Source organism: Phytomonospora endophytica, from assembly GCF_014202425.1.
In the GTDB taxonomy this organism is placed as follows: Bacteria; Actinomycetota; Actinomycetes; order Mycobacteriales; family Micromonosporaceae; genus Phytomonospora; species Phytomonospora endophytica.
Window position 1 is genome coordinate 397,846 of sequence record NZ_JACHGT010000008.1, and the last position, 21,216, is coordinate 419,061.

Here is a 21,216-nt window from a genome sequence, read left to right on the forward strand (position 1 = left end):
GTCGCGGTCATGGTTCCGGTCGTTACTCGCCGGCGCGGGTCAGCAGCTCAACGGCCTTCTCGGTGGCGCCCTCGCCGCCCGAGCGCAGCGCCGATCGAGCCTCTTCGATCGCGTCGCGCAGGCGGGCGTTCTCCGCCTCGACCGCGCGGACGGTCGCCGCCTGCACGCCCAGCTGCTCCTTGCGGCCCCACAGCTCCACGAACACCGACACCTTCGCCCGCAGCACCCAAGGGTCGAAGGGCTTGGTGATGTAGTCGACCGCGCCGGCCGCGTACCCGCGGAACGCGAGGTGCGCGTCGCGGTCGACGGCGGTCAGGAAGATGATCGGCACGTGCCTGGTGCGTTCACGCTGTTTGATGTGCGAGGCGGTCTCGAAACCGTCCATCCCGGGCATCTGCGCGTCCAGGAGGATGACGGCGAAGTCCCCGACGAGGAGCTTCTTCAGCGCCTCCTCGCCGGAGGTCACCGCGACGGGTTCGACCGGGAGGCCCTGGAGGATCGCCTCCAGCGCCACCAGGTTCTCCATCCGGTCGTCGACCAGCAGGATCTTCGCCGTTCTCGGGCTGCTCACCGCGTCCCCCGCCCGTCCGTCCCGTCAATGATCTCGCCTTCCAGCACCTCGTCATTGTGGACGGTCGGCGCCAGCGCGTTGTCGCCGCCCTCGACCCAGTAGGCCATCAGATCGAGGAGCTCGTCGAGGTCGACGGGCTTGGTGATGTAGGCCGACGCGCCCGCCTTGAGGGAGCCGTCCCGGTCGCCCGGGGTGGCCTTCGCGGTCAGGAACACCACCGGCAGGTCGGCGAAGTCGGGGATCTTGCGGATCGCCCGGGTCGTCTCGTTGCCGTCCATGTCGGGCATCATCGAGTCCATCAGCACGATGTCGATGTCGCCGTGCTCGGTGAGCAGGCCGATCCCGTCGGCGCCGTTGTCGGCGTACAGGACGGTCATGCCATGCAGTTCGAGCGCGCTGGTGAGGGCGAAGACGTTGCGGACGTCGTCGTCGACGATCAGCACCCGCGCGTTCTCCAGTACCTGCGCGCTCGGCGTGGCCCGGCGCTCCTGCTTGTTGCCCGCCTGACGCAGGATCGGGCGGGAGCGGTTCGGTGCGATCTGCACCGGCTGGACCGTGCCCAGCTCGTCGGTGACCTGGATCTTGTCGGCGGTGAGCACGTCGGGCACGAACAGCGTGAAGGTGCTGCCCTTGCCCGGCTGGCTCTCCACCATGATCAGGCCGCCCAGGAGCCGCGCCAGGGACTTCGAGATCGACAGGCCAAGGCCCGTGCCGCCGTACTTGCGGCTGGTCGTGCCGTCGGCCTGCTGGAAGGCCTCGAAGATCAGCGCCAGCTTCTCGTCGGGGACGCCGATGCCGGTGTCGTTGACGATGAAGCCGTAGACGGTCTCGGCGGTGTCCAGCGAGGGCGCGCCGAAGATCATGCCCGCCGGGGCCGGCGCGATCGTCAGCGAGACCTTGCCGGTGTCGGTGAACTTCACCGCGTTCGACACGAGGTTGCGCAGGATCTGCTGGAGCCGCTGCGCGTCGGACACGACCGTGTCCGGTACGCCCGGCGCGCGCTCGACGGAGAACTCAAGGCCCTTCTCCTCGGCCTGCGGCCGGAACGCCTGCTCGACGTAGCCGGCGATCTCGTCGACGGCGAGGGGCCGCGGGTCGACGGCCATCCGCCCGGCCTCGATCTTCGACAGGTCGAGGATGTCGTCGATGAGGACCAGCAGGTCCGAACCGGCGTTGTGGATGGTGCGGGCGAACTCGATCTGCTTGGCCGACAGGTTGCGCTCCGCGTTCTCGGCCAGCAGGCGGGCCAGCAACAGCAGCGAGTTGAGCGGCGTGCGCAACTCGTGGGAGATGTTGGCCAGGAACTCGCTCTTGTACTGCGAGGCCTGCGTGAGCTGGCGCGCCTTGTCCTCCAGACCGAGGCGGGCCATGTCGATCTCGCGGTTCTTCAGCTCGATGTTCTGGTTCTGCTCGGTGAGCAGCTGCGCCTTCTCCTGCAGCTCCTCGTTGGCCCGCTGGAGCTTCTCCGACTGGTCGCGGAAGTCCTGCGCCAGCTTCTGGGAGGCCGTCAGCAGCTCCTCGGTCCGGCGGTTGGCCAGGATCGTGTTGAGGGCTATGCCGATGGTGTTGACCAGGCGGTCGAGGAAGTTCAGGTGCAGCGCCGAGAAGGCGTTGAGGGACCCGAACTCGATCACCCCGAGCGGTTCGCCCTCGAAGAGGACCGGCAGCACGACCACGTCGGCCGGCCGCGCCCGCCCGAGGCCAGAGCGGACCACCAGGTAGTCGCTGGGGGCGTCTTTGAGGCGGATCGCCCGTCTCGACGTCGCCGCCTGCCCGACGAGGGACTCGCCCGGCGCGAACACCAGGTCGGTGTCGGGGCCGACGTAGCCGTAGGAGGAGGTGAGGACCAGGCGCTTGGGCTGGTTCTTGCCCGAGGTCATCAGGAAGAACGCGCCGACCTGCGCGTCGACCAGCGGCGTCACCTCGGTCATGATCATGCGGCAGACCTCGCCGATGTCGCGCTGCCCCTGGAGCAGCTCCGACACGCGCGCGAGGTTGGAGTTCATCCAGTCGGTCTCGGCGTTCTTGACTGTGGTGTCGAGCAGCGCCTCGATCATCTGGTTGATGTTGCCGGTCAGCTCGGCGACCTCGCCCTGCGCGTCGACGGTGATCCGCTGGGTCATGTCCCCGCGCGTCACCGCCGTCGACACCTCGGCGACCGCGCGCAGCTGGTTGGTCAGCGTGCGGGCGAGCTGGTTGACGTTGTCGGTGAGGTCGGCCCAGATGCCCGAGACGTCCTCGACGACCGCCTGACCACCGAGTTTCCCTTCCACGCCGACCTCGCGCGCCACGCGGGTGACCTCGTCGCCGAAGGACGACAGCTGGCTCACCATCCGGTTGACGGTGTTCTTCAGCTGCGCGATCTCGCCTTGGGCGTTGACCGTGATCTTCTGGCTCAGGTCGCCCTCGGCCACCGCGGTGGTGACCTGGGCGATGTTGCGGACCTGGTCGGTCAGGTTCGAGGCCATCGAGTTGACGTTGTCGGTCAGGTCCTTCCAGATGCCCGACACGCCGTGCACGTGGGCCTGGCCGCCGAGCTTGCCGTCGGTGCCCACCTCGCGGGCCACACGGGTCACCTCGTCGGCGAAGGAGGACAGCTGGTCCACCATCCGGTTCACCGTCGATTTCAGCTCCAGGATCTCGCCCTGGGCGTCGACGGTGATCTTCTGCGACAGGTCGCCCTGCGCCACGGCCGTGGCGACGTCGGCGATGTTCCGGACCTGGTTGGTCAGGTTGGACGCCATGAGGTTGACGTTGTCGGTCAGGTCGCGCCACGTCCCGGCCGCCCGGCGCAACTGCGCCTGACCGCCGAGCTTGCCCTCCGTGCCGACCTCGCGGGCCACTCGCGTGACCTCCGCGGCGAACGCCGACAGCTGGTCGACCATCTTGTTCACGGTGTTCTTCAGCTGGGCGATCTCGCCCTGCGCGTTCACCGTGATCTGCTGCGTCAGGTCGCCCTTGGCGACCGCCGTGGCGACCTGGGCGATGTTGCGGACCTGGGCCGTCAGGTTCGACGCCATCAGGTTCACGTTGTCCGTGAGGTCCTTCCAGATGCCGAAGACACCCCGCACGTGCGCCTGGCCGCCCAGTTTGCCCTCGGTGCCGACCTCGCGGGCGACTCGTGTCACCTCGTCACCGAAGGACGACAACTGGTCGACCATCCGGTTGACGGTGTTCTTCAGCTCGGCGATCTCGCCCTGCGCGTCGACGGTGATCTTCTGGGACAGGTCGCCCTTGGCGACCGCGGTGGTGACCTGCGCGATGTTGCGGACCTGGTCGGTCAGGTTCGACGCGAGCTGGTTGACGTTCTCCGTCAGGTCGCGCCAGGTGCCCGACACGCCCGTGACCTTCGCCTGGCCGCCCAGCTTGCCCTCGGTGCCGACCTCACGCGCCACCCGCGTGACCTCGTCGGCGAAGGACGACAGCTGGTCCACCATCGTGTTGACCGTGTTCTTCAGCTCCAGGATCTCGCCCTGGGCGACGGCCGTGATCTTCTGCGAAAGGTCGCCCTTGGCGACCGCCGTGGCGACCTGCGCGATGTTTCGCACCTGGTCGGTGAGGTTGGAGGCCATGGAGTTCACCGAGACGGTGAGGTCCTTCCACGTCCCGGCCACACCCGGCACGGCCGCCTGGCCGCCGAGCTTGCCCTCCGTGCCGACCTCCTGCGCCACACGCGTGACCTCGTTGGCGAAGACCCGCAGCGTGTCGGTCAGCGAGTTGATCGTGCCCGCGAGTTCGGCGATCTCACCCTGCGCGGCGATCGTGATCTTCTGCGAAAGGTCGCCCTTGGCCACGGCGGTCGTGACCTGGGCGATGTTGCGGACCTGGTCGGTCAGGTTCGAGGCCATCGAGTTCACCGAGACCGTCAGGTCGTTCCAGGTGCCCGACGCGCCCGGGACGGCCGCCTGGCCGCCCAGTTTGCCCTCGGTGCCCACCTCGCGCGCCACGCGCGTCACCTCGACCGCGAAGCCGCTGAGCAGCTCCACCGTCTTGTTGACCGTGCGGGCCAGGTCCAGGAACTCGCCCTTGAGCGGGCGGCTCTCGTCGATCTGCATCGACACGCGCTGGGAGAGGTCGCCCTCGGCGACGGCGGCGATGACGCGCGAGATCTCGGCGGTCGGGCGGACGATGTCGTCGATGAGGGAGTTCACGGCCTCCGCGGCGTGCCGGTAGCCGCCGTCGAGGTGTTCCTCGGCGAAGCGTTCGGTCATCTTGCCCTCGCGGCCGACGACCCTGCTCATCCTGGTCAGCTCGCGGACCTGCGTGTCCTGCTTGGCCACGACCGAGTTGAAGCGGTCGATGACCTCTCCGCCCAGTCCGGTGCCGCGCGGGAGCCGCACGCTGAAATCGCCGCTTTCGACGCGCGCGAGCGCGTCGGCGAGGGCCGAGAGGACCTCCTCGTTCTCATCGCGTCGTATCTGTGGCGCTTTGACAGTTGTCATCGATCGCCTCGCTGCGTTGAACCTCGGTGGGGTGTTTCCATCTTTCTTTGCGCATGGGGGACACTGCAAGCTGTGTCCGTAAAAGCCCTACGACGTCTTCGTCTACCGGCCGACCACCAGTCGCCGGCGGCGGCGCGCGCCCTCGTGCGCGAGGTGCTCGTCGAATCCGGCTTCACCGATCTGCTCGACGAGGCCATGCTGCTGACCACCGAACTGTCGACCAACGGTGTCGTACACGCGGGAACCGACCTCGATGTGGAGGTCACGGCAGATGACGACGGCGTCACGGTAACCGTAACCGACTTCCGTGGCGGCCCGCTCGAACCGCTGGCCACCGAACCCCCCGACGAAATGGCCGAACACGGGCGCGGGCTCCTGCTCGTCGACCGTTTCGCCTCCGCCTGGGGCACCACACATGACGCCACCGGCAAGGGCGTCTGGTTCCGCCTGGAACGCGGCACCCGGCACGCCTCGCGCGCACCCGTGGGCCTGGAGGGAAGTGTGGCGGGAGTCGCCCCGGCGACCTCCGTCGTCGAGCCCATCGCCGCCGAGGACGCCGCCGAGCGCATCGCCTGGCTGGTGACGGTCCCGGACGAACTTCGCAATCGGATCACCCTGCCCCAGCTGGTGTCGGAACTCCTCCTCCGCCTCTGCGAGGTGACCGGCGCGGCGGGAGGCGCCGTGTGGCTCGACGAGGGCGACGGCTCCGGCGATCAGCAGATCGGCCGATACGGGCAGGTACCGGACGAAGAGGCCGAAGGCGTCGTCATGGTTCCGCTGACGATGGCGCGGCCGCTGTCGGGACGGCTCGTCCTGTTCCCCGAGGCGAACACACGGGCCGAGCGGTCCTGGAGCGCCCTGGCGACCCTGTCGGCCGACCGCATGGCCTTGACGATCGAGGCCGACCGGCTCCGCGCCGCCGACGTCCGCCGCCGCTCCTGGCTGACGTTCCTGGCCGAGGCGAGCGAGCTGCTCGCCCAGTCGCTCAACGTCGACCTGACGCTGGCCCTCGTGCCGCAGATCATGGTCCCGCGGCTCGGCGAGTGGTGCACCCTGTGGGTCGCCGACGAGTGGGGCGAGCTCAAACCGGCCGCGGGCACCCACCGCGAGGAGTCGCAGTGGCCGGTGGTCAAGCGGCTGCTGTCGGGACCCGACTCGGAGCTGACCGACCGGCTGCACGAGACGGTCGCGCTGGGGCTGACGGTGCCGCTGACGCGCCCGCTCGAAGGCGTGGCGGTCCCGTTGAGCGCCCGGGGCAAGGTTCTCGGCGTGCTCACGCTGGGGCGGCCCGTCGACCGGCTGCACGCGCCCGACGACGTCACCGTCATCGAGGACATCGCCCGCCGTGCGGCGCTGGCGCTGGACAACGCGCGCATCCACGCCGAACGCCAGCGGATCGCGCAGGCGTTCCAGCAGGCGCTGCTCCCGGCGGCCCTGCCGACGCCGCCGGGCATCGAGTTCGCCGCCGAGTACGTGCCGGCCTCGACCGGCACCGACGTCGGCGGGGACTTCTACGACGTCCTCGAAGTCGAGCCGGGGCGTTTCCTGGTGTCGGCGGGCGACGTGTGCGGCAAGGGGCCGCAGGCCGCGGCCGTGACCGGTGTCGTGCGAGACGTCCTGCGGGCGCTGGCGAGGCAGGGCCTGTCGCTGCCCCGGATCATCGAGCTGCTCAACCGGACGCTGCTGGAACAGCCCGACGAGGGCCGCTACGCCACGCTGATCACGGCGATGGTCGAGCGCCGGGGTGCGGAACTGCACGTCGAGATGTGCCTGTCGGGGCACGAGCGGGCGCTGCACCTGAAGAAGGTCGGCGAGTGCGAGTTCGTCGGCGTGGAGGGCACGGCCGTCGGGCTGCTGGAGCAGGTGAAGGTGACGGTGACCGAGTTGTCGCTGGCGCCGGGCGATTCGCTGCTGTTCTACACCGACGGCGTCACCGAACGCCGTAACGGCAACACGATGTTCGGGCTGCGCGGGGTGTGCCGGGCCGTGACGCCCCTGGCGGGGCATCCGGCGTCGGTGGTGACGTCGCGGCTGAAGGCGATCACGATGAACTTCTCGCCCGACGCGCCGAAGGACGACATCGCGATCCTGGGGATCCACAACACGGCGGGCGACGAGGACTAGTCCGCCGGGGCGCGTGACCTTTCCGGCCGTCGAGGTGTCTCCATCTCCGACCCTCGGTGAAGGAGCCCGCGCCCATGACCCCGACCTCTACCGACGACGAGTTCGGCGAGTTCGTCGCGTCGCGCACGCAGCGGCTGCGGCAGTTCGCCTACATCTGCTGCGGCGACTGGTATCGCGCCGAAGACGTCGTCCAGACGGCCCTGGTGAGGCTCTACCTCGTGTGGGGCCGCCCGAAGCACGCCGTCGACGCCTACGTCCGTCGCATCATCGTCAATCTGCTGATCACCGAACGGAAGCGGCTGCGGTTCAGTCGCGAGCGGGTCAGTGACGAGCTCCCCGAACCGCCCGGTCCGGACACGGCGGCCATGGCGACCGACCGGGTCACGGTCGTCGGCGCGATGCTGCGGCTCCCGGCCCGGCAGCGGGCGGCGATCGCCCTGCGCTACTGGGAGGACCTGCCGGTCGAGCAGGCCGCACACGTCCTGGGCTGTTCGACGGGGGCCGTCAAGAACCTGACCATGCGCGGGATCCAGGGGCTGCGGGCCCACCTGTCCGAGTCCGATCTCGCCGACATCGAAGGAGTCACGCGATGACCCGGGATCTGGCCCGCGCGCTCGACGAGGAGTTCGCCGCGTGCACGCCCCCGACCGCGATCACCCGCGAACTGATCATCCACAGGGGACGGCGGGTGCGGCGACGGCGGCGCCTGGCCCTCGGCGGGGGAACCTTCGGTCTCGTCGCGGGAGTGGTCGCCGCCGCGTTGGTCCTCGCGCCGGTCGCCGGGGTGCCGATCGAGCCGCCGGTGGCGATCGCGCAGCCGGAGTTCCCGCTGCCGGAGCTGGATCCGGACGAGGAGTACTTCTGGGTCCCGTCGGTGGCCGATGGAAGGGTCACGCCCGATACCGCGAAGCTCGACAAGGCCTACCTGGAACACCTGGCGGCTTTCGGGCGCCCGCTCGTCACCGCCGGTGCGAACCCGATCACCAGATACACCTACACCCTCGGGCACGGCGATGCCGAATTCCTCGACCCGAACGCCTACTCCTCCCCGGTGTACTTCGGCGGTGACGTCGGTGTCACCGCCACCGACGGCGAGTACATGGACTCCATCCATGTGCGGCTCAGCGCGAAGGGGTCGTTCCTGCCGGGAGCCGGGCAGCCGAAGGGGCCGAACCCGAATGCGCCGGTGCCGTACCTCGTGCCGGGGTGCGAGGACTACACCTTCGATCGACACCTGGGCGCCCCCTCGGAGATCGACTTCGAGTGCGCCGAGCGCACCGGTCCGAACGGCGAGCGGATGATCGTGGTGACACGGGTCAAGACCGCGGGCGGCGGTGAGCAGTGGATGAAGGAGCGTTTCGTGGTCGTCTACCGCCTCGACGGAACCGCGCTGACGGTCACCGACGACCTGGTGCGCATCGACGGGGCGCAGGCCGACCTGCGCGATGCCGGGTTCGGTCTGTCCGAAGAGGACCTGGTCGCCCTCGCACTGGCCATGCCCGACCTCCTCGTCCGCTAGCCTTCCCGCCGGCCCCGCGCGGGGTTGTCCGGTGCCCGTGACCTTTTCTCTTCCCGGCGCATCAATATCGGGGAAGAGCCGGTGAGGAGCCCCATGACCCCCGAACACGAAGCCGAGTTCTGCGATTTCGTCGCCGAACGCTCGGCGAGGCTGCGGCAGTTCGCCTACATCTGCTGCGGTGACTGGCATCGCGCCGAGGACACGGTGCAGGCCGCGCTGGTGAAGCTGTACCTGAACTGGACGAAACCGAACACCTCGGTCGAGGCCTACACCCGCAAGATCATCGTCAACACGCTCCTCGCGCAGCGCCGCCGCCTCTGGTTCACCCGCGAGCACCCGTCGGAGACGCTTCCCGAGCGCCCGCAGGGCGATATCGCCGGCCCCACCGGGGACCGGCTGACGGTCGTGCAGGTCATGCTCGGGCTGCCCGAGCGTCAGCGGGCCGTCATCGCCCTGCGCTACTGGGACGACCTGCCGGTGGAGGAGACCGCCCGGATCCTCGGCTGTTCACCGGGAGCCGTGAAGAACCTGACCATGCGGGCGCTGGCCCGCATGCGCGGAGAGCTGTCGGAGACGGTCCTCGCCGAGATCGAAGGAGCCACGTCATGACGCGGGAACTCGCCCGGGCGCTCGACGAGGAGTTCGCCGCGCTCACGCCACCGTCGGACCTGTCCGGTACCGCCATCGTCCAGAAGGGACGAACGGCGCGCAGGCGCCGCCGCGGCGCCTTCGGCGGTGCCCTGGCGGGGGTGGCCGTGCTGGTCGCCGGTGCCCTCCTCTCGGGTCTGCTGCCTCTCGGCGGCACGACGCCACCACCGCCCGGGGAGATCGCCCAGCCCGACTATCCGCTGCCCGCGATGGACCCGGACGCCGGCTACGTCTGGCACCGCTCGGGCGGCGTCGACCAGGTCACCGACGCCACCGCCGCCATCGACGAGGCATGGCGGGCGGCCTTCACCGCCGCGGCCGCCGAGACCGGCGCGGAGTTGTACGTCAACATCGATGACAGCGCGCCGACCGGCGCGGAGTGGGTTCCCTTCAGCGAGGCGGAATACCGCCGGGTCGTGCGCCGCGAGAACGCCCTGTTCCGCATCGTCGGCGGGACGACGTGGAACCCCGAGCTCGAAGCGACCGGCTATGTCATCCCCTATTTCTGGGCCGGCGATCTGGCCTTGAGCCGTGGCCCCGGCCAGCAGGCGGACCGCCTCTCCGTCCAGGTCCTCCCCAAGGGATCCTTCCACCCCGGCGCCGGACAGCCGCTCGGCGCTCCCGTCGAGCCGTCGGCGCCCTACGCGGTCGCCGGATGCGAGGACTACACCTACCGCCTCGAACCCGGGAGTTCCCCGTTCGAGGTGGACTACACCTGCACCGACGGTGCCGGCCCCGGCGGGGAGCGGGTGCTCGCCGTCGAGACGGTGATCGCCAACGAGACCAGCGCCTTCCATCGCGAACTCACCGTCGTCCTCTACCGCCTCGACGGAACCGCCGTGGTGGTGGAGGACAGTTTCGTCAGCTTCGACGCCCACCGGCCCGGCTCGCTTCCCGACGCGACCGCCCTCGACGCCGCCCGACTGCTCGACATCGCCCTGGCCATGCCGGGGGTGCCGGTCGCCTGACGACCCGTGTGACCTCCCCCCACCACCGCGGCGTATCCCCGGGTGACAATCACTCGAACCCCAGGAGCCGCCATGACCCCCGTGCGGGACGCCGAGTTCTGCGAGTACGTCGCGGCCCGCGGCGAGCGCCTGCGCCGCTTCGCCTATTTATGCTGCGGTGACTGGCATCGCGCCGAGGACGCCGTACAGACGGCGCTCGTGCGGCTTTACCGCGCCTGGCCGCGCGTCCGCCCCGCCACGGTCGACGCCTACACGCGCCGGATCGTGGTCAACATCCTCATCAGCGAGTCGCGCCGCCTGCGTTTCCAGCGCGAGCGCGTCACCGACGAACCACCCGAGACCACCGCCCGGCCCGACGCGACGGCCGAACGCGTGACGCTCGTCGCCGCGCTCCTGTGCATTCCCGGCCGCCTGCGCGCGGCCGTCGTCCTGCGCTACTGGGAGGACCTCTCGGTCGAGCAGACCGCGCGGATCCTCGGCTGTTCCAGCGGCGCCGTGAAGAACCTCAGCATGCGCGGACTGGCCGCTCTGCGGGAGCGGCTCACCGATACCGAATTCGCACGGATCGAAGGAGTCCAGCCGTGACCCGCGACATCAGCTCCATTGTGGACGCCGAGCTCGACGCGATCGCGCCGCCGTCGCCGCTCAGCGGCCCGGCGCTCGCCGCGACGGGCCGCCGCAGCATCCGCCGGCGCCGCCTCGCCGGGATCCTCGGCGGGGTGGCGCTCATCGCGGCGGCCTCGGTACTGGCGGCGACGACATTGGGCGGCACACCACCCGTGTCTCCCGCCTCCGACACGCAGCCGAGCTTCCCGCTGCCCGAGCTCGACCCGTCGGTGACCTACGACTGGGGCCACTACTTCGACAAGGCCACACCGGAGACCGAACGCCTGACCGCCGCGCTCTGGGAGCGCCTCTCGGCACTTGAGGACATCGAGGTCTTCGTGTCCTCCGACGGCGGCGACCCCGTCGCGGCGGAGAATCTCGCGGACCTCCCGGCGATCACCCGCGCCGACAACCACCTCTTCGAAGACCGTCCCGAAGGCCGGTGGCAGACCGGCCACATCGAACCCGTCTACGAGATGTACGGGCGCGGGGAGGTACTGCTGACGCACGACGATCTCCCCCAGATGCGGCTCCTCGTCCAGATGTACCCCAAGGACGGGTACCTGGCCGTGGCCCCGGCCGGCGCCGAGGCCGGAAGCGTGAGCATGCCCGTCCCGTACCTTCAGCCGAACTGCGCGGGACTCGACGACGAGGTGTACGCCATCGCCTACGAATGCCCGCAACCGAGCACCGAGGACGGTGATCGGACGTTCGCGCTCCAGTACCACTTCGCCGACGAGACCGCGGACGCCGGCCGGTACGGGCTGCGAGTGATCCGGTACTTCGCCAACGGGAACGCGCTCGTCCTCACCCTCGGCGGAATCGTCCACTTCGGGGACTGGGAACCCGTCATGAGCGCGGAGGAGCTCACCGCGCTCGCACTGAGCCTGCCCGCCGTCCCCGTCATCTGAGAAATCCCCGCCGGCACCGCATCCGGCACCGCACCTCCTCCCGTCTTCACCATCGACGGACGGAGGACACATGAATCCCGATCAGGAAGCCGAATACCGCGAGTACGTGACCGCCCGAGCCGACCGGCTCCGGCGGTACGCGTACGTCTGCTGCGGTGACTGGCACCTGGCCGAAGACGTCGTGCAGACCGCCCTGGTCCGCCTCTACGGGGCCTGGAACAGAGCGAAACGCCACAGCGTGGACGCCTACACCCGTCGCATCATCACCAACAGCCTGATCGACGAACGACGACGCGCCTGGTTCCGCCGGGAACGCGTCAGCGACAAACTGCCCGAACGAAGCGGCGGCGACCCGGGGGACGCGATCGGCGAGAAACTGACGCTCCTCGGCGCGGTGTTCCGCCTGCCGAAACGGCAACGGGCGGCGGTCGCGCTCCGATACCTGGAAGACCTGCCGGTCGAGCAGACCGCACACATCCTGAACTGCTCGACCGGCGCCGTCAAGAGCCTCACCGCGCGGGGTCTGGACACCCGGCGCGCTCGCCGCCCGCGGCCGCCAACGCCTGCGGGCCAGGCGCGCGGCCCTCGGTGGGGGAATCACCGCGGGCGTCGCCGCGATCGCCGCGGCCGCCGTGGTCCTCCCCGCGGCCTTCGGCGCCGGCGGCGAGCCCGAGCCCTCGGTCTCGGTCTTCGGCGAACAGCGGAGCTTCCCGCTTCCCGAACTCGACCCGAACACGCGGTACTACTGGACCGGCGCCGGTCCCGATCGACTACGTCCAGCCGGTCTACGAGACCGGGATCGACCTGTTCCTGCAGTACGACCCCGATGGCCGCTACTCCGACAATCTCTACGTGAAGGTGGCCCCCAAGGACGGTTTCCTGCCGGGACCCGATGACCGCGACGGCATCGAGGGACTCCCCGACGACGCGTACGCGCCGCACTTCTACGCGAGCTGCCACGACATCCGATTCGACGCGCAGACCTCCACCGGCAAGGCCTGGAACGCCGACTACACCTGCTCGGAGACGACGACGAGCAGAGGCGAGCGCGTCGAGGTCACCGACCTCGTCATGAACAACCCGGCCAACGTGTCGTACCGGACGCTCACCGTCACCGTCTATCGCGCCGACGGCAACGCGGTGAGCGTCACGAACAAGATGATGAACCACTTCGTCGACGGCGCACCTCATCTGGCCGACCTGGCCACAGTGGACTACGCCCTCGACGCCGAAGGTCTCATCGCGCTCGCCGAGGCCCTCCCCGACGTGATCGTCGAGTAGCGCAACACATCCCCGAGACGGCCCCCGTGAAAACGGGGGCCGTCTCGCGTGACTTCCCGCGATCCGGTCCTCGTAGGTACGGGCGACATCGACGACGGAAGATGGGGCCGGTATGAGATCGGACCAGGAGGACGAGTTCCGCCAGTACGTGGTGACGCGCACCGAGCGGCTGCGGCGGTTCGCGTACCTGTGCTGCGGCGACTGGCATCGCGCCGAGGACGTGGTGCAGACCGCGCTGCTGCGGCTGTATCGGGCGTGGAATCGGGCGAGCCGCAGGTCGGTCGACGGCTACACCCGGCGGATCATCGTCAACCTGCTCATCGACGAGTACCGCCTCGTCTGGTTTCGCCGTGTGCATGTCTCCGACCGGCTTCCCGACCGGGCACCGCCCGACACCGGCGGTGGTTCCGAGCAGCGGATGGTGCTGACCGAGGCGCTCATGCGGCTGCCGAAACGGCAGCGTGCGGCCGTCGTCCTGCGTTTCTGGGAGGACCTCTCGATCGAGCAGACCGCGAAGGTCATGGGCTGCTCGAACGGATCCGTCAAGAACCTGACCATGCGAGGCCTTGCCACCCTGCGCGGTCTGCTGGCGGAGGAGGACCTCGTACACATCCAAGGAGTCGCAACATGACGAAGGATTTCGGGCCCGCGCTGGACCGTGAGCTCGACACCGCTTCACCGCCGACGGCGATCACCGCCGACGGCATCATCCACAAGGGACGCCGACAGGGCGCCAACCGGGTGGCCTACACCGGCACGGCCTCGGTGATCGCGGTCTTCCTCGCCGCCGGGCTTGTGTTCCAGCTGGTCGGCGGGGGACCGGGCGGCGGACCCGACGGCGCCCAGGCCTCGCCGAGCGCCTCGGGCGAACCGGATCCGCCCGGACAGGTGGCCTTCCCGCTGCCGGATCTCCCCGAGGACAAGGAGTACGGCTGGATCGGTGGCGGAGGTGACCCGAACGACACCACGAGGGGCCTGACGGATCAGTGGTGGGCGGCGCTCTCCGCCGTCGAGGGCGCCGAGGTGCTCACCAGCGGCGAGAACGACCCGATGGTCCCCGTCACCGACCGCGTGGACTTCCCCGACATCGTGCGGGGCGTCGAGGGGCTCTTCGAGGATCTCAATGTCGGCGGGAGTGGTTTCTCGAAGGGACCCGCCACCGGATACAGCCGGCCTTTCTACACCATGAACGACTGGCCCATGCTCCAGTTCGACGGCGAGCTCGGCCCCGACGTCCTGGAGATCGCCTACTACCCCAAGGGCTCCTACCTTCCCGGCGCCAGGACACAACCGGGTGGTTCCTACGCCGACTACCGCCATCTGACGGAAGGCTGCGAGGACCTCACCTACAACGCGCAGGGCCGCGCCGGCTGGACCACCGGCTTCGAGTGCGCCGAGTCCGACGGGCCCGGCGGCGAACGCGTCCTGTCCATGGAGATCACCACGAACAATCCGTCCCGGACCAGCGAGCACCGGTACAACCGCGTCGTCGTCTACTACCCCGACGGGAACGCCGTCGTGATCACCGACCACGCCCCGAGCTGGCAGGAGCGCGACGACGGGCACAACGCCACGCTCTCGGGCACCAGCCCGGGTCTGGGGACCGACGAGCTGGCCGCGCTGGCGTTCCGCATCCCGCCGGGTGTCATCGCCTGACACGAGCCGCCCCCTGACGAACGGCCCCGCCGAAAGGCGGGGCCGTTCGCGTGACCTCCCGGGCGGCGGATCTCGTACAGATCCACGACAATCGCGGCGGGAGAGCGGGAGCGCCATGAGAGCCGAACACGAAGCCGAGTTCCGTGAGTTCGTCACCGGACGCACCGAACGGCTGCGGGTCTTCGCCTACTTGTGCTGCGGCGACTGGCATCGCGCCGAAGACGCGGTACAGACGGCGCTGATCCGCCTGTACGGCGCCTGGAACCGGGCGAGGAAGATCTCGGTCGATCCGTACGTGCGGCGGATCATCGTCAACGTCCTCATCGACGAGCACCGGCTGTCGTGGTTCCGGCGCGTCAACATCGGCGGCGACGAGGCCGGACCGGCCCGCGCGACCGCCGTCGACGGGCAGCGGACCGATCAACGGCTGATGCTCACCGAAGCCCTCCAGCACCTGCCGAGACGGCAGCGCGCCGCGGTCGTCCTTCGTTTCTGGGAGGACCTACCGGTCGAGCAGACCGCGCAGATCATGGGCTGCTCGACCGGTGCCGTCAAGAACCTGACCATGCGGGGTCTAGCCACCCTGCGCGGTCTGCTGACGGACTCGGTCCTCGATGACATCCAAGGAGCTACATCATGACAAAAGACATGGGGTCGGTGGTGTCCCGTGAACTCGAAGGCTCGATCCCGGCCAGTGGCATCACCGCCGACGGGATCGTCCGGGCCGGCCGGCGCCGGATGGTGGGACGCCGACTGGGATTCGGCGGCCTGTTCCTCACCGGCGCCGCCGCCCTGACCGCGGGGATCCTGGCCATCCAGCCGGGATCCGGATCGCTGCCCGCCGCATCGCCGTCGGCCAGCGGGAGTGCCGAGGAGTCGCCCCCACCGGCGCCTCCGCAGGAGGAGCAGCAGGCGTTCCCGCTGCCCGACCTGGACTGGGAGAACGACTCCTACGACTGGGGCTACGCCGATTCGACGGACGTCGAGACGGCCGAGACGGCGATCCTCACCGAACGTCTCTGGCAGTGGATCTCGGACTATGAAGGCCTGGAACTGCTGGAATACGACGGCAGTGGCGGCAGTGAGCCGGTGACCCGCGAGAACTTCCACCCCTTCCAGCGCACCGTGCAGAAACTGGTGGAGGACCTGGCACCCGAGCCGGGCGACTTCAGTCTCGGACCCGACGCGGGCTACGAGCGCCCGATCTACCTGTGGGCCGGTGGCGCGAGCTACAGCAGCGGATACGCATGGCGCTTCGACGGGGCCGACAACGACGCCCAGATCGGCGTGACGATCTACCCGAAGGGCTCCTACCTCCCGGGCCCCAAGAGCGTGCGGAGCATGCCGTCGACGTGGGACGTGCGGCACCTGGTCGCCGGTTGTGAGGACTACCGCTTCGACTCACAAGGCAGGACCGGCAAACTCGCGGACTTCAGCTGCGAGGAGAAGGACGGACCCGACGGCGAGCGGATCCTCATGGTCGAATGCGTCTTCAACGCCGAGAGCGAGTGGGCGCAGACGATGGTCACCGCCGTGGTCTACCAGCCCAACGGGAACGCGGTCGTCGTCGACGGGTACGCCGTCGACGGTGAGAACCTCCCGTTCAAGACCGGCATGGGCCCCGTCCTGACCGGCGAGGAGATGGCCGACCTCGCCCTCTCCCTGCCCGACCTCGTCGTCAAGTAGCACCCCGAACGCCCGGCCCCCTACCCCGGTAGGGGGCCGTTCTGGCTCCCCCGTGTGACGGCGGAAGGCATGCCACGACCGGATCGTGGCCGTCATGACCCGCCTGTTCGCGCGCATCGCACTGGGGCTCCTCGCCTTCGGTCTCTGGCCGACGAGCACCGCCCCCTACGAGCCTCCCGGTACCGCCGCATGGCCGGCGAACACAGTGGACGGACTCGCCACCCCCGACCCCGTGACCGCCTCGCCCGCCGAGGTCGCCGCGTTCTTCGCCGCCGTCAGCCCCGAGACCGCCGCCGGACTCGCCCGCGAACATCCCGGCGTCGTCGGCAACCTCGACGGCGTCCCCCTCGCCCTCCGCTACGAGGCCAACGAGCGCTCCGCCGGGCTCCCCGGACGCCAGCTGCTCGCCTACGACCCGCGCGGCGACGGCCGCATCGCCGAAGTCGTCGGCGATCTCGCCACCGCCGAACGCATCGCCGTGATCGTCCCCGGCGTCGACACCACCCTCGCCAACTTCCACGACGGCCTCGGCGGCAAACAGCAGCGCTCCCCGCTGTGGCAGGCCCGCCAGGTCTTCGAGTCCGCCGCCGACGACGAACTCGCCGTCATCGCCTGGCTCGGCTACGACGCCCCCGAGAACGGCGGCATCGACACCATCTCCGCCGTCCGCTCCGACCGCGCCGAAAGCGGCGGCGACAGCCTCACCCGCTTCCTCGACGGCCTCGCCATCAGCCGTCCACAAGCGACGGTCACCGTCATCGGGCACAGCTACGGCTCCACCGTCGCCGCCTACGCGGCCCCCGCCTTCCCCACCCAGGTAACGGATCTCGTCGCACTCGGCAGCCCCGGCATGGACGTCGACACCGCCGCCGACCTCGACACCGGCGCCCGCGTCTGGGCCGGACTCGCCGGCGACGACCCCATCACCAAGGTCCCCGACCTGCGCGTCCTCGGCCTCGGCCACGGCGAGGACCCCGCCGACCCCGAGTTCGGCGCGCTCGCCCTCGACACGAGCGGCAACGCCGGACACGACGGCTACTTCGTGCCCGGAACCACCGCCCTGCGCGGGATCACCACCATCATCGAGTCGCACCGGAGCGCGGCATGACACCCGCGCGCGACCGCTACCTGGACCTGCTGCGCGTCGCCTCGCTGGCCGTCGTCGTACTGTCCCACCTGGCCTTCACCGTCGTGAAATGGACCGACGCCGGTCCGCGCACCACGAGCCCCCTTGAGTTCGTGCCGGGCCTGTGGATCGTGACCTGGCTGCTGCAGGTCATGCCGCTGTTCTTCTACATCGGCGGATACGCCCACCTGCGCTCCTGGCAGGCCTACCGCGGCGGGATCACCCGCTTCACCCTGACCCGCCTGCGCGCCCTGCTCGTGCCCGCCGCGGTCCTCGCCGGCGTGTGGGCGGTCGCGGGCGTCGGCCTGACCTTCGTCTACGACAGCGAGACCGTCGCCCGGACGGTCAAACTCGTGCTGAGTCCACTGTGGTTCCTCGGCGTGTACGCCATGCTCGTCGCGTTGCTGCCCCTCGCACTGTGGATCCACCGCCGAGCCGGCGCCCTCGCCCTGCCCGTCCTCGCCGCGGCGGCGATCGTCGTCGACGTCCTCCGCTTCGGCTTCGGCGTCGAAGGCGCCGGATGGGCCAACCTCGTCATCGTCTGGGGCCTCGCCCACCAGGCCGGACTCTCCCACGAACGCTGGCGCGCCATGCCCCGCAAAGCCGCGCTCGCCTGCACCGCGACGGGTCTGGCCGTCCTCACCTGGCTCGTCGCCGGACTCGGCTACCCCGGCGCCATGGTCGGCGTCCCCGGTCGCGCCTTCTCCAACATGACCCCGCCGACCGTCGCCATCGTCGCCCTGCTCGCCGTCCAGATAGGACTCATGGCGCTCCTGCGCCCCGCCGCCGACCGCTGGCTCGCCAAGCCCCGCCCGGCCCGCGCGGTCGACACCGCCAACCGATACGCCCTGCCCGTCTTCCTCTTCCACACCACCGGAGCCGCGCTGTTCCTCTACGGCCTCTACCGCGCCACCGGCATCGCCCTCGTCGACACCACCGCCGACGCCGGATGGTGGTCGACCCGGCCGGTCATGCTCGCCGGATCCGCGCTGTGCACGGCCGTCGTCGTCGCCGCCTTCGGCGTCGGACGGCGGCGCAGGCGCCAAAGCACCGCACAACGCCACGAGCACACCCCACGTGTCCACGCCGAAGCCTGATCGTTACCGGAAAGCCGCACCTCCGCCACCTCGGGCCATTGCCCGCGCCCGCGCGCCCACGCGACGATTACGCATCGGCAGGACCGCGGTGGAGTGCGCTCGGCGAGGAGGGCAGCGGCATGGACGCCTACGAGGAGTTCGTCGCCTTCGTGCACAACCGGATCTTCGATCTGCGCCGGGAAGCGCATCAGGTCACCGGAGACGACCGGCTCGCCGACATACTCCTGGTGCGCGCCCTGGCGAAGGTCGCCGGCGCGTGGCCCAGGGAGCACGATGCCGAGTTCGACCCGGAGCAGCTCGCCTACGACCACCTCACCCGCGACGCCGGCGTCGTCTTGCGGGAGGCCGACAGCGGAGGCGACGGCGGCATCCACATCGACGGTGCCGAGTACGAGGAAGGGCCGCACCGCCTGGGCACGGCCCTGGCCGTCGCCGACGCCGCCTGGGAGCACAGCCAGAAGATGCGGCGACGCCGCTGGCGCGGAGTCGTCGTCGGAGTGATCATCGCGGCGCTGCTGCTCGCCGGCTACTACGTCGCCTCCCGAGGCGGTCAAGGCGGCGACCCCGAACCCGAGACCGTCGACGACCCCAATCGCGTGACCCTGCTCCTGGACGGCGTCGACCTACTCCCCAACGAGGCGACGGTCCCACAGGCTCCACTGTGGAGCGGACCCGAAACCGGTCTGCCCAAGGAGATCACGACCGATCCCGACGACCTCCCGACGGTGTCGGAGAACCCGCCCGGCCGCATCACCGCGGCACTCCAGGCGGGCGCCGCCGGGCCGGTCATCCTCCTCGACGAAGAGGGGCGGGCACACCGCCTCGACACCGTGACGCTGCTCGCCTACAGCAACGAGTACCTGGAAGGCAGCGTCGCTCGCCGATCCGTTTCCCCCAGCGGAAAGTTCGTGGCGCTGGCCCAGCCGAACACCGTCGTCGTCGCCGGACTCACCGCCGACGAGCCGAGGAGGTTCACCGTTCCGATCAACTCCGGCGGCGCCGGCGACTCGATCGTCGACATCGCCTGGTACGTCGACGACACGGCCATCCTGCTCACCCAAGCCGGAGCCACCAGTCTCCTCGACCTGGCGACCGGAACCTGGACGCAGCAACAGTTCCACGGAGTCGACGCCGTCACCCCCACGACATGGGCCGAACCCGCCCACGTCATCACCCCGGGACCGCTCGGCGAACCCAGCGGCGCCTTCCTCAAGAGCGTGAGTTACACGATCCCGACGCCGACCTCCGTCGGTGAGTGGAAGGCGGAGACGATCGTCGCCCCCGGAGCCACCTGGCTGGGACAGTTCACCTCGACCGGAGAGCAGAACGAGGAAGGACTCGTCGCCCGCACCTGCCTGCCCAAGGACGCGGTGTTCAAGATGCCCGACGGCTACGGCCCCGCCGTGGACTGCGTCGCGATCATCGACCCGGCCTCCGGGACGCTCGAACGTGCGCTGATTCGCGACTCCAGCCACCAGGCGGGGCCGAGGTTCGGGTTCGTGAAGTGGCTGGACGCGGCGACGTTGTTGCTGGCGGTGCAGGACGTTTCGGGTGGGAGGACGTTGATCGTGGCGTGGAGTTACTTCACGGGGGAGCTGCATGTGGTGAGTGCGGTGGACGGGGTGGCGATGGTGGGGGGGTAGGGCTGGGGGTTTGGTTGCGGGTTCACCCGCTCCGCACCGAGACGTCTGTTTCTTTGGTTGCGGGTGCGTTGCCGGGGCTCTGCCCCGGACCCCGCAAGGGGCTTCGCCCCCTTGCCCCCCGGCCTCGCTCGGGAGACTGGGGGTGCCTTGGCGGTCTTTGGTCGGGTGGCCGGGGCGCGGGCTGAGGTTGTTTGGCACAACCTGTCTCCGTCTTTTTCGGCCGGTCAAGGGGACACGAAGAACCTGGGGCAGTCAAGGGAAAGAGCGCCCTTGACAGCCCCAGAACCTTCGTGTTGCACCAATCCCTGGCCGAAGCGACGGAGACACAGGTTAGTAGTGGTGGGGGGTGTGTCGCGCTGCGCGCGACCTTGGGGGCCCGTCCCTGAGGGTCGCGGTCGTGTGGTGGGTGGTGCGTCCCGGCGAGCGCGGGAACACACCGTGAGATCAACACCACCCGCACCCGCTATGGTTCCCGCTGTCTCGGCACGTTCCCGCGCGCTCGCCCTGACCCGCTGCCGTCTCGGCACGTTCCCGCGCGCTCGCCCAGACCCCCGCCGTCTCGGCACAACCCGCAGGTGCGCAACGCCCACCATCTCGCCACAACCCGCAGGTGCCTAACCCCCGCTCTCTCGGCACTCCCCCTGCGCTCGCCGTGCCCGCACTCGCCGTGCCCGCGCTCGCCGTGTGTCCTGTCGCTGACCGAGACCACCCCTGCGCCAAAGCGTGCGGTTGGTGTTGACCTCACGGTGTGTTCCCGGGTTCGCCGGGACGCCATACCCACCACACGACCGTGACCCTCGGGAGCCAGGCCCCCAAGGTCGCGCGCAGCGCGACACACCCCCAGGCGTCTACCTGTGTCTCCGTCGCTTCGGCCATTGATTGGACGACATGAAGGTTCTGGGGCTGTCAAGGGCGCTCTTTCCCTTGACAGCCCCAGG

18 protein-coding genes are annotated in these 21,216 nt (G+C 69.8%); 16 read left to right on the top strand and 2 right to left on the bottom strand.

Features of this window, described 5'->3' with window-relative positions; all coding sequences use genetic code 11:
- Positions 1-22: 22 nt before the first annotated feature.
- The gene (locus tag HNR73_RS20655; RefSeq protein WP_184789170.1) at positions 23-571 is read right to left on the bottom strand and encodes a response regulator; all 549 of its coding nucleotides are present in this window, start codon (positions 569-571) and stop codon (positions 23-25) included.
- A complete protein-coding gene (locus HNR73_RS20660; protein WP_184789171.1) occupies positions 568-5,013 on the bottom strand; it encodes a HAMP domain-containing protein in 4,446 nt (1,481 codons plus the stop codon). The genes HNR73_RS20655 and HNR73_RS20660 overlap by 4 nt, the downstream gene beginning before the upstream one ends.
- Positions 5,014-5,085: 72 nt before the next feature.
- On the opposite strand from HNR73_RS20660, the gene HNR73_RS20665 reads away from it, so the two are divergent.
- From HNR73_RS20665 to HNR73_RS20740, 16 genes are all read left to right on the top strand, one after another.
- Entirely contained in the window at positions 5,086-7,137 is a 2,052-nt protein-coding gene (locus tag HNR73_RS20665; protein ID WP_239122149.1) for a SpoIIE family protein phosphatase, read from the top strand.
- Between the two features lie 74 nt (positions 7,138-7,211).
- The gene (locus HNR73_RS20670) at positions 7,212-7,730 is read left to right on the top strand and encodes a SigE family RNA polymerase sigma factor (RefSeq protein ID WP_184789172.1); all 519 of its coding nucleotides are present in this window, start codon (positions 7,212-7,214) and stop codon (positions 7,728-7,730) included.
- Positions 7,727-8,656 (top strand): hypothetical protein, encoded by a 930-nt coding sequence (locus tag HNR73_RS20675; RefSeq protein ID WP_184789173.1) that lies wholly within the window; start codon positions 7,727-7,729, stop codon positions 8,654-8,656. The genes HNR73_RS20670 and HNR73_RS20675 overlap by 4 nt, the downstream gene beginning before the upstream one ends.
- A gap of 93 nt (positions 8,657-8,749) precedes the next feature.
- Positions 8,750-9,265 (top strand): SigE family RNA polymerase sigma factor, encoded by a 516-nt coding sequence (locus HNR73_RS20680; protein ID WP_184789174.1) that lies wholly within the window; start codon positions 8,750-8,752, stop codon positions 9,263-9,265.
- Positions 9,262-10,272 (top strand): hypothetical protein, encoded by a 1,011-nt coding sequence (locus tag HNR73_RS20685; RefSeq protein WP_184789175.1) that lies wholly within the window; start codon positions 9,262-9,264, stop codon positions 10,270-10,272. The genes HNR73_RS20680 and HNR73_RS20685 overlap by 4 nt, the downstream gene beginning before the upstream one ends.
- A 72-nt stretch (positions 10,273-10,344) precedes the next feature.
- A complete protein-coding gene (locus tag HNR73_RS20690; RefSeq protein WP_184789176.1) occupies positions 10,345-10,857 on the top strand; it encodes a SigE family RNA polymerase sigma factor in 513 nt (170 codons plus the stop codon).
- Entirely contained in the window at positions 10,854-11,789 is a 936-nt protein-coding gene (locus tag HNR73_RS20695; RefSeq protein ID WP_184789177.1) for a hypothetical protein, read from the top strand. The genes HNR73_RS20690 and HNR73_RS20695 overlap by 4 nt, the downstream gene beginning before the upstream one ends.
- Positions 11,790-11,859: 70 nt before the next feature.
- A complete protein-coding gene (locus HNR73_RS20700; RefSeq protein ID WP_184789178.1) occupies positions 11,860-12,645 on the top strand; it encodes a SigE family RNA polymerase sigma factor in 786 nt (261 codons plus the stop codon).
- Positions 12,642-13,070 carry a hypothetical protein gene (locus HNR73_RS20705; protein ID WP_184789179.1) on the top strand — a complete coding sequence of 143 codons (429 nt, stop codon included), beginning with the start codon at positions 12,642-12,644 and terminating at the stop codon, positions 13,068-13,070. The genes HNR73_RS20700 and HNR73_RS20705 overlap by 4 nt, the downstream gene beginning before the upstream one ends.
- A gap of 112 nt (positions 13,071-13,182) precedes the next feature.
- Positions 13,183-13,701: a SigE family RNA polymerase sigma factor gene (locus HNR73_RS20710; protein ID WP_184789180.1), complete on the top strand. Its 519-nt coding sequence runs from the start codon at positions 13,183-13,185 to the stop codon at positions 13,699-13,701.
- Complete coding sequence (locus tag HNR73_RS20715) at positions 13,698-14,726, top strand: hypothetical protein (RefSeq protein ID WP_184789181.1); 1,029 nt, start codon at positions 13,698-13,700, stop codon at positions 14,724-14,726. Before HNR73_RS20710 ends, HNR73_RS20715 begins: the two co-directional genes overlap by 4 nt.
- Before the next feature lie 115 nt (positions 14,727-14,841).
- The gene (locus HNR73_RS20720; protein WP_184789182.1) at positions 14,842-15,366 is read left to right on the top strand and encodes a SigE family RNA polymerase sigma factor; all 525 of its coding nucleotides are present in this window, start codon (positions 14,842-14,844) and stop codon (positions 15,364-15,366) included.
- Positions 15,363-16,412, top strand: a complete 1,050-nt coding sequence (locus HNR73_RS20725; protein WP_184789183.1) for a hypothetical protein — start codon at positions 15,363-15,365, stop codon at positions 16,410-16,412. Before HNR73_RS20720 ends, HNR73_RS20725 begins: the two co-directional genes overlap by 4 nt.
- A 94-nt stretch (positions 16,413-16,506) precedes the next feature.
- The gene (locus HNR73_RS20730) at positions 16,507-17,520 is read left to right on the top strand and encodes an alpha/beta hydrolase (protein ID WP_184789184.1); all 1,014 of its coding nucleotides are present in this window, start codon (positions 16,507-16,509) and stop codon (positions 17,518-17,520) included.
- On the top strand, positions 17,517-18,635 hold the full coding sequence (locus HNR73_RS20735) for an acyltransferase family protein (protein ID WP_184789185.1): 1,119 nt from the start codon (positions 17,517-17,519) through the stop codon (positions 18,633-18,635). Before HNR73_RS20730 ends, HNR73_RS20735 begins: the two co-directional genes overlap by 4 nt.
- A 119-nt stretch (positions 18,636-18,754) precedes the next feature.
- Complete coding sequence (locus tag HNR73_RS20740; protein WP_184789186.1) at positions 18,755-20,278, top strand: SigE family RNA polymerase sigma factor; 1,524 nt, start codon at positions 18,755-18,757, stop codon at positions 20,276-20,278.
- Positions 20,279-21,216 lie beyond the last annotated feature (938 nt).

Coding starts and splice junctions, on each gene's coding strand:
- HNR73_RS20700 (WP_184789178.1), top strand. CDS start 11,860: ATGAATCCCGATCAGGAAGCCGAATACCGCGAGTACGTGACCGCCCGA.
- HNR73_RS20670 (WP_184789172.1), top strand. CDS start 7,212: ATGACCCCGACCTCTACCGACGACGAGTTCGGCGAGTTCGTCGCGTCG.
- HNR73_RS20685 (WP_184789175.1), top strand. CDS start 9,262: ATGACGCGGGAACTCGCCCGGGCGCTCGACGAGGAGTTCGCCGCGCTC.
- HNR73_RS20675 (WP_184789173.1), top strand. CDS start 7,727: ATGACCCGGGATCTGGCCCGCGCGCTCGACGAGGAGTTCGCCGCGTGC.
- HNR73_RS20740 (WP_184789186.1), top strand. CDS start 18,755: ATGGACGCCTACGAGGAGTTCGTCGCCTTCGTGCACAACCGGATCTTC.
- HNR73_RS20715 (WP_184789181.1), top strand. CDS start 13,698: ATGACGAAGGATTTCGGGCCCGCGCTGGACCGTGAGCTCGACACCGCT.
- HNR73_RS20710 (WP_184789180.1), top strand. CDS start 13,183: ATGAGATCGGACCAGGAGGACGAGTTCCGCCAGTACGTGGTGACGCGC.
- HNR73_RS20680 (WP_184789174.1), top strand. CDS start 8,750: ATGACCCCCGAACACGAAGCCGAGTTCTGCGATTTCGTCGCCGAACGC.
- HNR73_RS20725 (WP_184789183.1), top strand. CDS start 15,363: ATGACAAAAGACATGGGGTCGGTGGTGTCCCGTGAACTCGAAGGCTCG.
- HNR73_RS20660 (WP_184789171.1), bottom strand. CDS start 5,013: ATGACAACTGTCAAAGCGCCACAGATACGACGCGATGAGAACGAGGAG.
- HNR73_RS20720 (WP_184789182.1), top strand. CDS start 14,842: ATGAGAGCCGAACACGAAGCCGAGTTCCGTGAGTTCGTCACCGGACGC.
- HNR73_RS20690 (WP_184789176.1), top strand. CDS start 10,345: ATGACCCCCGTGCGGGACGCCGAGTTCTGCGAGTACGTCGCGGCCCGC.
- HNR73_RS20730 (WP_184789184.1), top strand. CDS start 16,507: ATGACCCGCCTGTTCGCGCGCATCGCACTGGGGCTCCTCGCCTTCGGT.
- HNR73_RS20735 (WP_184789185.1), top strand. CDS start 17,517: ATGACACCCGCGCGCGACCGCTACCTGGACCTGCTGCGCGTCGCCTCG.